Source organism: Serratia sp. Z4, assembly GCF_009900725.1.
In the GTDB taxonomy this organism is placed as follows: domain Bacteria; phylum Pseudomonadota; class Gammaproteobacteria; order Enterobacterales; family Enterobacteriaceae; genus Serratia; species Serratia nematodiphila.
Genome location: NZ_JAAABD010000009.1, coordinates 173,800 through 185,292 on the forward strand (window position 1 = coordinate 173,800; position 11,493 = coordinate 185,292).

At 59.6% G+C, this 11,493-nt stretch carries 6 protein-coding genes; 4 read left to right on the top strand and 2 right to left on the bottom strand.

What is annotated here, in order from left to right; translation table 11 throughout:
* Positions 1-57 precede the first annotated feature (57 nt).
* Entirely contained in the window at positions 58-3,153 is a 3,096-nt protein-coding gene (locus GT753_RS23115; RefSeq protein WP_160125991.1) for an amino acid adenylation domain-containing protein, read from the top strand.
* Between the two features lie 43 nt (positions 3,154-3,196).
* Here the strand turns inward: GT753_RS23115 and GT753_RS23120 are convergent, their stop codons facing one another.
* Positions 3,197-4,540, bottom strand: a complete 1,344-nt coding sequence (locus GT753_RS23120; protein ID WP_075685521.1) for a condensation domain-containing protein — start codon at positions 4,538-4,540, stop codon at positions 3,197-3,199.
* 273 nt (positions 4,541-4,813) lie between these two features.
* Positions 4,814-6,130: a glutamate/aspartate:proton symporter GltP gene (gene gltP, locus GT753_RS23125; RefSeq protein WP_015376334.1), complete on the bottom strand. Its 1,317-nt coding sequence runs from the start codon at positions 6,128-6,130 to the stop codon at positions 4,814-4,816.
* A gap of 901 nt (positions 6,131-7,031) precedes the next feature.
* Between gltP and acs the strand changes: the two genes are divergently transcribed.
* The 3 genes from acs to actP all read left to right on the top strand — a co-directional run bounded on the left by acs (position 7,032) and on the right by actP (position 11,042).
* Complete coding sequence (gene acs, locus GT753_RS23130) at positions 7,032-8,990, top strand: acetate--CoA ligase (protein ID WP_160125992.1); 1,959 nt, start codon at positions 7,032-7,034, stop codon at positions 8,988-8,990.
* 91 nt (positions 8,991-9,081) lie between these two features.
* Complete coding sequence (locus tag GT753_RS23135; protein ID WP_004930047.1) at positions 9,082-9,393, top strand: DUF485 domain-containing protein; 312 nt, start codon at positions 9,082-9,084, stop codon at positions 9,391-9,393.
* Positions 9,390-11,042 carry a cation/acetate symporter ActP gene (gene actP, locus GT753_RS23140; RefSeq protein WP_004930048.1) on the top strand — a complete coding sequence of 551 codons (1,653 nt, stop codon included), beginning with the start codon at positions 9,390-9,392 and terminating at the stop codon, positions 11,040-11,042. Before GT753_RS23135 ends, actP begins: the two co-directional genes overlap by 4 nt.
* The last annotated feature ends 451 nt before the right edge of the window (positions 11,043-11,493 follow it).

Consider the following 11,493-nt stretch of genomic DNA (forward strand, 5'->3'; position numbering starts at 1 on the left):
TTCCGGGCGCACGGCGCCCGGCTCGTTTTAATCGGTTAGCGACTATAGGGAAGTACCATGGAGACAGCTTTAACCGCACTGCAGCAGGCCTATCTTCTGGGCCGCAGCGATCGATGGCCGCTCGGCGGCGTGGCGATGCACGACTTTCGCGAATACCGCGCCCGGCAGCTGGACGTACCGCGCCTTGAAGCGCGCCTGACCGAGCTGGTACAGCACTACCCGGCGCTTCGCACCTGCATCGATGTGCAGCGCGGCACGCAGCACGTACGCCCGGAGGTGACGCTGCATCTGGATCGCCACGATCTGCGCGCCCTGGGTGGCGAAACGGCGCAGCGCCAGGTCGAACAACTGCGCGAGCGTTACTCCCACCAGCGCCACGATCCGAGCCAACCGCTGTGGCGCATCGCCGTGATCCAACTTGCCGAACAGCAGGATCCGACGGGATCGCCGTACGATACGCTGATCTTTACCAGCTTTGATGCCTTGATCCTCGACGGCCAGGGGATCTCCACCGTGATCGCGCGCCTGTTCGACGCTCGCCCTCTGACCTCGACCGCCGCCGCACTGCCGCCCCCCGCCGCATCGGCGGCGCAGCGCCAGGCCGATGCCGCCTACTGGCGTGAAAAGCTGCAAGATGTCACCACCCCGTCGGCACTGCCGTGGCGCGCCCCGCTCGCCAATCTCACCTCATCACGCTATCGCCGCGCCACCCTGACGCTGCCACGCGATACGGTAAAACAGCTTGGCCGCCTGGGATCGCCGCATGCGCTGCTGCGCAACAGCCTGCTGTCGGCGCTGGTCCTCGATACGCTGGCCCACTGGACCACCGACGGTGAGCTGTGCGTCGGGGTGCCGGTAGCGTTCCCCGCCGCCGATGGTGCCCTGGGCAACGCCTCCAGCTTCGTGGCGGTGCGCTATTCCCGTCACGGTGAAGACTTTATCCAGCGCGCGCAAGCCCTGCAGGACGATGTGCTCGGCGCGCTCGACCACCTGACGTTTTCCGGCGTCGATCTGGCGCGGCAATTGCTCGGCCAAAGCCAGGGCGGCCCGGCGCTGCCGGTGATCCTGACCAACTGTCTGGGTTGGGAAACGCTGCCGGCCGAGGCGCCGGTGCGCTTTCACGACGGCCTGACCCAAACGCCGCAGGTCGCCATCGATATTCGCCTGACGCTGGACAGCGAAAAAAACCTGCAGCTGTGCGTGGACTACGCCGAACAGGCGCTGCACGGCGAGCAGGTAGAAGCCATGCTGGCGGCGTTGCAGCGACGCATCCTGCGCAGTTGCCAACGCGCCGACCTGGCGATCGCGCCGCGAGATTTCATCGATCTGGCGCATTATCGCCACAACGACAGCGAAGCGAATTACGCGCCTTATCCTTATCTGGCGCAGCTGGCCGAGCGGCTGTTTGGCGCACAAAACGGCGGTAACGCGCTGATCTGCGGCGAACAGACGCTAACCTACCGCGAACTGGGCCAGCAGATCGCCACGGCGATCGCCAACCTGCAGAGCCGCGGCGTGCAGCCGGGCAACGTGGTGGCGCTGTATCTGCCGCGCAGCCCAGAACAGATCATCTTCAGCCTCGCCTGCGCCCTGCAGGGGGTGATCTGGGTGCCTATCGATATCAACTCACCGCCGGAACGCACCGCCTACCTGCTGGAGAACTGCCGGCCAACGCTGGTGGTGCACGGCGGCGATCTGGAGACGCCGATCGGCGTGACGCCGGCGATCCTGCTGGCGCCGACGGATCGCGCGCCTGCGCTGCCGGATGAACAGACGTTGGTGGAACGCAGCGCCAGCCTGGCCGCAAGCTACTATCTGTATACCTCCGGCACCACCGGCAAGCCCAAATGCGTGGTGCTCAACAACCGCGCCACCGCCAACGTTATCCACCAGACCCAGCAGCGCTGGGCGGTCACCGCCGACGACGTGTTCATTTCCGTCACGCCGCCGCACCATGACATGTCGATGTTCGATCTGTTCGGTTCGCTGTGCGCCGGCGCTACGCTGGTGCTGCCGGCGCCGCATCAGGAAAAAGACGCCATCAGCTGGAACCAGCTGGTGGAAAAACATCGGGTCAGCCTGTGGTGTTCGGTGCCGGCCATTCTGGAGATGCTGCTCACCTGCAAAACGGCCGACAGCCTGCGTTCGCTGCGCCTGGTGGCGCAAGGCGGCGACTACATCAAGCCGGCGACGGTGCAAACCCTGCGAACCCTGCGCCCGGATCTCGCGCTGTTCTCGCTCGGCGGGCCGACCGAAACCACCATCTGGAGCATCTGGCATCCTATCACCCCGCAGGAGAGCGGCACCGTGCCTTACGGCCGCCCGCTGCCCGCCAACCGTTATTTCATCTGCCATGACGACGGCAGCCACTGCCCGGCCGGCGTGGTCGGCCGCATCCATACCGCCGGGGTGAACCTGGCGTTGGGCTACCTGGAGCAGGGGGAGCTGAAGCAGCACGATTTCATCACCCTCGAAGGGCCGGACGGACAACCGCTGCGCGCTTTCCGCACTGGCGATCAGGGCTACTACCGTGCGGACGGCAACATCATGTTCGCCACCCGGGTGAACGGCTATGTGAAGATCCGCGGCGTGCGCGTCTCGCTGCCGGAAATCGAAGACGTGCTGCGCCGCCATCCGGCGATCCTGGATATGGTGGTGGTGGATTATCCCAGCGGAGAGAACAACGAGGCGGCGCTCGGCGCCCTGTATCTGACCCGCGACGGCAAACCGCTGCCGCTGTCCGAGATCCGCGCCTTCGCCACCGGCTATCTGCCCTGTACCCATATTCCGACGCGCTTTATCCATGCCGAGGCGCTGCCGCTGTCTGCCAACGGTAAAACCGATCGCCATCGCATCCGCGCCGACCTGAGCCACCAGCAAACCGCGCCGGCGTTGAACGCCTGCGCGGCCCCGCCGCCGAACGCGCCGCTGGCGCGCAGCGCCGAGATCCTGACCATTTACTGGCAGGCGATCGGCGTGACCCCGCGCCCGGAATGGGGGGAAGAGACGGCGTTTATCGCCATGGGGCTGAAGCTGCCGCATATCAAACAGGTGGCCTCACGCCTCAATGACGCTTTCGGCACCCGTCTGGTAAGCAGTTCGCTCTTGCCGTGCAAGAACGCGCGCGAAGTGGCGGCGTTGCTGGCCAGCTGAAGTCCTGCCACTCGGGCGGGAGCACCCTCCCGCCCGCACTTTCTCAGGCGGGCAACGCCGTCAGGGCCGCCAGCGGTTGCTCCCAGGCTTCCCGCTGCAGCGCACGCAACAGAAATTCTTGCAGCGCCTCGCCATAGTCCAGCGCATCCTCCGTCGGAAACTGCTCCAGATAGATATCGATATCCACCTGCAGATCGCGGGCGTCGGTGCGGCCGCGATAAGTCAGGTTGAAACCGTCGCCCGAGCCGCCGGCCAATACGCTGCGCGTACCGCTGCAGCCGGTAAAACGGGGCGTATCGAAGGGTTGCACGTTGATGAAAGGGGAAATAAAGAAGCGCGAGTCCGGATCCACGCCGCGATCGGCGGCCAGTTGGCGCAGGCGGTAGCCGGCGTGGCTGCGCAGCTCCCGCAGCTGCTGCGTCAGCGTGGTGAGAAAGCTCCCCAGCGTCTCCGCTTGCGGCGGTGACACCAGCAGCGGCAGGGTATTGACCGCCAGCGAAGGCACGTTGGTGGCGGCATGCCCACGGCGATTCAGCGCCGGCATCCACATCGGCAGCGTATCGCCCTGCCGGGTACCGCGCGGCATCACCTGAAACAGCCAGGCCGCCGACAGCGCCACCAGCAAGTCGGGCCAATTGATGCCACTGCGTTCCGACTGCTGCGCCAGACGTTGCGCGACTTCTGTCGGCAACCGACGGTTGACGCTCAGGCGTCGCACGCCATACTCCCTGCCGCCCTTGCGCACCGTCGGCAGCGCCTGCGACGGCGGCAGATAGCTCTGCCAAAAGCGCCGATCGCGCTCGCATCGCTCAGAATCAGCGTAGGCCAGCTCGGCCTGTTGAAAGACATTAAAGGCACCCAGGGGCATACCCGCGCTACCCTCACCCAGATAGTGCGCGTATAACGCGGCGCAGCGGTGTTCGATCAGGGCCATACCGAAGCCATCAATCAGAATATGGTGCGCACGCACGTACCAGAGGTAGCGCTCCGGCCCCAGTTTGAGCAGCCAGGCTGCGGCTAGCGGCTCGCTATGCAACGCCCGGCGCTGCGCGATATCTTCGCGCATCAGGCTTTGCGCCGCCTGCCAGGGATCGCCGTGCGTTTGCAGATCGATGCGTTGCAATGGCGGTGTGCACTGTGGATCGTAACGTAACGGCGGGGGAGCGTCGCCATGCCGCTCACCAAAGCGCAAGGCAAACGCCTGCGTCTCGGCGAGAGTGGTGGCGATCGCCCGGCAGAGCGCCTCTTCCTCTACCGCGCCACACAGTTCGGTGCAATGTGCGACGGTGGACAGAGTCTGCCCAGGGTGCAAGGTGTGTTCTTCCCAGAAATCAAGCTGCGCTGGCGCCAGCGGCAACCATTCAGAGGCCAAAGCGGTGTCCGACATGTTACCTACCTTTGATAAGCCTGAATAAAGACGCCGAACGGGCGTAACCCCACCGTTCAACGACTTTGCGTGTCTCCATACATCATCAAATGAAAATGATAATAACATCTATTATCATTTCTATTAATTTGGTAACACTTTAGATTCTGTTAAGCGGGGATGCAAGTCGCGCAGTAGGACAGAGAAAAGAAAGTGGCCGGTTGAAGAGCCATAAAAACAAAACGCCCCGGCACAGCTGCCTGGGGCGTTTTCAACGTCGGCGATACTCGGTAATTAGGCCTGGTTGGCCGGCTTCACCTTCTGCGCCAGGAACTCCGTTTCGTAGGCCAGCGCCTTCTTGCGATCAAACTGGTGCTCCCATTTGGCGATCACCAATACCGCCAGCGCGTTACCCACCACATTCAGCGCAGTGCGCGCCATATCCAGGATACGGTCCACGCCGGCGATGAACGCCAGGCCTTCCAACGGAATGCCGACGCTGCCCAGGGTGGCCAGCAGCACCACGAACGAGACGCCCGGCACGCCGGCGATCCCTTTCGAGGTCACCATCAGCGTCAGCACCAGCACGATCTCCTGCCCCAACGACAGCTCGATGCCGTACAACTGGGCAATAAAGATGGCGGCGATGCTCTGGTACAGCGTCGAGCCATCCAGGTTAAAGGAGTAACCCGTCGGCACCACGAAGCTGGTGATCGACTTGGGCGCGCCATAAGCCTCCATCTTTTCGATGATGCGCGGCAGCACCGTTTCCGAACTGGCGGTGGAATAAGCCAGGATCAGTTCGTCTTTCAGGATGCGGATCAGCGTCCAGATGCGCAGGTTGCACAGCCGGGCGACCGCCCCCAGCACCACCAGGGCGAAGAACGCAATGGCGAAGTACACCAGCACCACCAGCTTGGCCAGCGGCAGCAGCGAAGCGAAACCGAAGTTGGCTACCGTGACCGCAATCAGGCCAAACACCCCGATCGGCGCATAGCGCATAATCATGTGGGTGACTTTGAACATGCTCTCGGACACCGCCTTGAACACCTTCAGCAGCGGCTCTTTGGTCTCTTTCGGCAACGACGACAGCCCCAGACCGAACAGCACCGAGAAGAAGATAATCGGCAACATGTCACCCTTGGCCATCGACGAGAAGACGTTCGACGGGATCAGCGACAGAATGGTCGCCACCAGACTGTGCGAACCGCTTTGCACCTGTTCGGTGGTTTTCTCGTACTGCGAAATGTCCACCGTGGTCAGCGTCGACATATCGATGCCGTGGCCGGGTTGGAAAACGTTGGCCAAGGTGAGCCCCACCACGATGGCGACGGTGGTGATCACTTCGAAGTAGATAATGGTTTTCAATCCGATGCGGCCCAGCTTTTTCGCATCCCCCACGCCGGCAATACCGACGATCAGCGTGGAAATAACGATCGGCACCACAATCATCTTGATCAAACGAATAAAGATATCACCCGCCGGGCTGAGAATATTACTCACTAGCCACTCACGAGATTCGGTCTGGTTGTGCAATACCGCGCCAACAATAATACCCAGTACCAACGCGATCAGGATTTGCCAAGCCAGGCTAATTTTTACACTTTTCATACCCAAAAAGTCCTCAAAGACTCTTTGCGCCGTACAAAGTCGCAACACGGCGAAAAGAATACTTAATCATTTATTACAGGCTTATGTTAATTCAGTGGAAGCGTTCACCTGCCCTGGGTGCGACGCAGTATAAATCTGTATCATCCGGGCGGCATGCTCTGCAAGCCTTGATTTGTCAGGCTTGAGCGCTGAATCGAATCACAAAAATTTCGCGTAACTATTTCAAATGGCATAATTGCTTGTTATTAAAAACATAATTTTTCATATAATGAAGTACATAACCGCGCCGACGACGATTTTTTGAACGCGATTAAAATGCGTTATTTTTCGTCCATTCTGCATATTTAATCCGCATCATATGTTTATATTTTGTTACTCAAAAGTCAAATAAATGAGAATTGGCCGAGTGACACTTTCGTCCATAAATGCAGCGCCACTTTATATTTCGATTAAAAATCGAACGATACCGCAGGATGAATGCCACAGGATATTTCCCGAGTTTTCATCAGGAATTAAGCGTTAATAAAACGTTATTTCACGCTGTGCAGTCCATCGTTATATCGTGCTAATGCCAACTTAGAATATTAATAGCGAAAAACAACCCAAAAAGATTTATAGCGAGAAATAATGGCGGCCCTGATCGTATCTATTAATTTCGCGGCAGTTGAGTCCGTTTTGGTTTATTCTTTTTTGTTCTTTATATAAGTGTTTTTGGTTAAAAACGTGGGTTTATGAGGATTTAAGCGCCAAAGAGATAGATACGCCCTGCAAATGCGACAGAACGATTACAAATCAATATCTTTGTTGCGTGATCTGCCGCGCAAAAAAGAAACAAAGAATCGTAGCAAACTATACTTAACCTTCAGTTGACATATCATTAACAACTTCAAGGAGAAAAGCTATGAGCCAACTGCATAAACACGCTATTCCTTCTGCAATTGCAGAACGCGCCCTGATTAATCCGGCACAATACCAACAGTATTATCAACAGTCGGTTCAAGACCCAGAGGCTTTCTGGGGTGAGCATGGCAAAATCCTGGATTGGATCAAACCCTATACCAAAATTAAAAATACCTCGTTCGATCCGGGCCACGTCAGCATTCGCTGGTTTGAAGACGGCACCTTGAACCTGGCGGCCAACTGCCTGGACCGCCATCTGGCCGAGCGCGGTGACCAAACCGCCATTATCTGGGAAGGCGATGATCCGACCCAATCCAAAAAGGTGACTTACAAACAGCTGCACCACGATGTCTGCCAATTCGCCAACGTGCTGAAACAGCTCGGCGTTAAAAAAGGCGACGTGGTGGCCATCTATATGCCGATGGTGCCGGAAGCGGCGGTCGCCATGCTGGCCTGCGCGCGCATCGGCGCCGTACATTCGGTGATCTTCGGCGGCTTCTCGCCGGAAGCCGTCGCCGGGCGCATTATCGACTCCAACGCCAAACTGGTGATCACCGCCGATGAAGGCCTGCGCGCCGGCCGCGCCGTGCCGCTGAAAAAGAACGTCGACGATGCGCTGAAAAATCCCGGCGTGGTCAGCGTGGCCAACGTGGTGGTATTCAAACGCACCGGTAAACCGGGCTACTGGCAGGAAGGGCGCGATCTGTGGTGGCATGAGCTGACCCAGGGCGTCTCCGCAGACTGCCCGCCGGAAGAAGTGAACGCCGAAGATCCGCTGTTCATCCTGTACACCTCCGGTTCGACCGGCAAGCCGAAAGGCGTGCTGCACACCACCGGCGGCTACCTGGTCTACGCTGCGATGACCTTTAAGTATGTGTTCGACTACCACGACGGCGACATTTACTGGTGCACCGCCGACGTGGGCTGGGTCACCGGCCACAGCTATCTGCTGTACGGCCCGCTGGCCTGCGGTGCCACCACGCTGATGTTCGAAGGCGTGCCTAACTATCCGGGCGTCAATCGCCTGTCGCAGGTGATCGACAAACACCAGGTCAACATTCTGTATACCGCGCCGACCGCCATTCGCGCGTTGATGGCCGAAGGCGACAAGGCGATCGAAGGCACCCGACGCGATTCGCTGCGCATCATGGGCTCGGTCGGCGAACCGATCAACCCGGAAGCCTGGGAGTGGTATTACAACAAGATCGGCAACGCGAGATGCCCGATCGTCGACACCTGGTGGCAAACCGAAACCGGCGGCTTCATGATTACCCCGCTGCCGGGCGCCACTGAGCTGAAAGCCGGTTCCGCCACGCGGCCGTTCTTTGGCGTACAGCCGGCGCTGGTCGATAACGTCGGCACGCCGCAGGAAGGCGCCTGCGAAGGCAACCTGGTGATCGTCGATTCCTGGCCGGGCCAGGCGCGCACCCTGTTCGGCGATCATGATCGCTTCGAGCAAACTTACTTCTCGACCTTCAAAGGCATGTACTTCAGCGGTGACGGCGCCCGCCGCGACGAGGACGGTTACTACTGGATCACCGGCCGCGTCGACGACGTGCTGAACGTCTCCGGCCACCGTCTGGGCACCGCCGAGATCGAGTCCGCGCTGGTATCGCACCCGAAAATCGCCGAAGCGGCGGTGGTCGGCATTCCTCACAACATCAAAGGCCAGGCGATCTACGCCTACATCACGCTGAACCACGGCGAAGAACCGACGCCGGAGCTCTATACCGAAGTGCGCAACTGGGTGCGCAAAGAGATAGGGCCGATCGCTACACCGGATGTGCTGCACTGGACAGACTCACTGCCCAAAACGCGCTCCGGCAAGATCATGCGGCGCATCCTGCGCAAAATTGCCGCCGGCGACACCAGCAACCTGGGGGATACCTCCACGCTGGCGGATCCGGCCGTAGTCGACAAGCTGTTGGAAGAAAAACAATCAATGAAAGTGCCGTCATAATTTACGCCGCTTCAGGCCGCTCATTCGGATAACGCGCCGTTGAGCGGCCCTGGCGCGGCGTACTCTCTCAATACCGACTGGAGACACTCTGATGAATGACACCATTTATCAAGGGATTGAAGAAAACCCGCGCTTTAAAGAGCTGGTGAGAAAACGCGGCCGGTTCGCCTGGCTGCTTTCGCTGATTACGCTGGCGCTGTACGTCGGCTTTATTTTGTTGATCGCCTTCGATCCACAATGGCTCGGTACGCCGATCGCCGCCGGATCGACCATCACCCGCGGGATCCCGGTCGGCGTCGGGTTGATCGTGATCTCTTTCGTCTTGACCGGGATCTACGTGTTTCGCGCCAACGGCGAGTTCGATCGCCTCACCGCAGAGATCCTGCGCGAGGTGAAACAATGAAGCGCTTATTGTCCGCCGCCGCGCTGCTATTACTGCCGGGCCTGGCCTGCGCCGACGCCATTGGCGGCGAGGTGCATCGTCAACCGCTGAACATCCAGGCGATCGTGATGTTTATCCTGTTTGTCGGTGCCACGCTCTACATCACCTATTGGGCGTCCAAACGCACCCGTTCCCGTCAGGACTACTACACCGCGGGCGGGCGCATTACCGGCCTGCAAAACGGCCTGGCGATCGCCGGTGACTTCATGTCCGCCGCCTCGTTCCTCGGCATCTCCGCATTGGTCTACACCTCGGGCTATGACGGGCTGATCTACTCCATCGGCTTCCTCATCGGCTGGCCGATCATTCTGTTCCTGATCGCGGAACGCCTGCGCAATCTCGGCCGCTATACCTTCGCCGATGTCGCCTCTTACCGTCTGCAGCAGAAACCGATCCGCACCCTCTCGGCCTGCGGCTCGTTGGTAGTGGTGGCGCTATATCTGATCGCGCAGATGGTCGGCGCCGGTAAACTGATCCAGCTGCTGTTCGGGCTCAACTACCACGTGGCGGTGATCCTGGTCGGCATTCTGATGGTGCTGTACGTGCTGTTCGGCGGCATGCTGGCCACCACCTGGGTGCAGATCATCAAAGCGGTGCTGCTGCTGGCCGGCGCCAGCTTTATGGCGCTGATGGTGATGAAGTCGGTCAACTTCGACTTCAATACCCTGTTCGCCGAAGCGGTGAAGGTGCACCCGAAAGGCATCGCCATCATGAGCCCCGGCGGGCTGGTGTCCGATCCGATCTCCGCGCTGTCACTTGGCCTGGCGCTGATGTTCGGCACCGCCGGCCTGCCGCACATCCTGATGCGTTTCTTCACCGTGAGTGACGCCAAGGAAGCGCGCAAGAGCGTGTTCTACGCCACCGGCTTTATCGGTTACTTCTATATCCTGACCTTTATCATCGGCTTCGGCGCCATCTTGCTGGTTAGCGCCAATCCGGCGTTCAAAGACGCCACCGGCGCGCTGCTGGGCGGGACCAACATGGCGGCGGTGCACCTGGCCAATGCCGTTGGCGGCAACTTCTTCCTCGGCTTTATCTCGGCGGTGGCGTTCGCCACCATTCTGGCAGTGGTTGCAGGCCTGACGCTGGCCGGCGCCTCGGCCGTGTCCCATGACCTGTACGCCAGCGTGATTAAAAATGGCAAGGCGACCGAGCGCGATGAGCTGAAGGTCTCCAAGATCACCGTCGTGGTATTGGGGCTGGTCGCCATTGCCCTGGGGATTTTGTTCGAGAAGCAGAATATCGCCTTTATGGTCGGGCTGGCGTTCTCCATCGCTGCCAGCTGTAACTTCCCTATCATTATCCTGTCGATGTACTGGTCGCGTTTGACGACTCGCGGCGCGATGATTGGCGGCTGGCTGGGTCTGTTAACGGCGGTGATTCTGATGATCCTCGGCCCGACGATCTGGGTGCAGATCCTCGGCCATGAGAAACCGATTTATCCGTATGAATACCCGGCGTTGTTCTCGATGATCGTGGCCTTTGTCGGCACCTGGCTGTTCTCGATCACCGACAGCTCGCTGGCCGGGCAGCAGGAGCGGGAACGCTTCCGGGCCCAGTTTGTCCGTTCGCAAACCGGGCTGGGCATCTCTCAGGGCAGCTCGCATTGATCGAATAATAAGTGAAAAAAGCAAACACACCCTAATCAAAGGCCCTTCGGGGCCTTTTCTCTGGCTCGCTGGCGGAGAATAAGGAGGAGGGGGAAAACCGCGCAGCGTAGCTGCGCTTTTTTACGTATTGCACATAGCAAAAAGCCCTGAACGTCAGTTCAGGGCTTTCGGCTTTATTTGATGCCTGGCAGTTTATGGCGGGCGTCCTGCCCGCCCCCCTTCGGGCCGTTGCTTCGCAACGTTCAAATCCGCTCCCGGCGGATTTGTCCTACACCATTCGTCTCAGGATGCCCATGCTCGAGCAGAACGCCAGATAACAGACAAAGTAAAAGACCACCTCCTGAGGAGGTGGCTTTACACGACGCCCCCTAAAAGGGGGCAATTTTCGAGTTAATCCTGCAACAGCTCCATCTGCTGCTCGATCTCTTGGTCCTTCTTATCCTGATGCTTC

Coding starts and splice junctions, on each gene's coding strand:
- GT753_RS23115 (WP_160125991.1), top strand. CDS start 58: ATGGAGACAGCTTTAACCGCACTGCAGCAGGCCTATCTTCTGGGCCGC.
- GT753_RS23120 (WP_075685521.1), bottom strand. CDS start 4,540: ATGTCGGACACCGCTTTGGCCTCTGAATGGTTGCCGCTGGCGCCAGCG.
- gltP (WP_015376334.1), bottom strand. CDS start 6,130: ATGAAAAGTGTAAAAATTAGCCTGGCTTGGCAAATCCTGATCGCGTTG.
- acs (WP_160125992.1), top strand. CDS start 7,032: ATGAGCCAACTGCATAAACACGCTATTCCTTCTGCAATTGCAGAACGC.
- GT753_RS23135 (WP_004930047.1), top strand. CDS start 9,082: ATGAATGACACCATTTATCAAGGGATTGAAGAAAACCCGCGCTTTAAA.
- actP (WP_004930048.1), top strand. CDS start 9,390: ATGAAGCGCTTATTGTCCGCCGCCGCGCTGCTATTACTGCCGGGCCTG.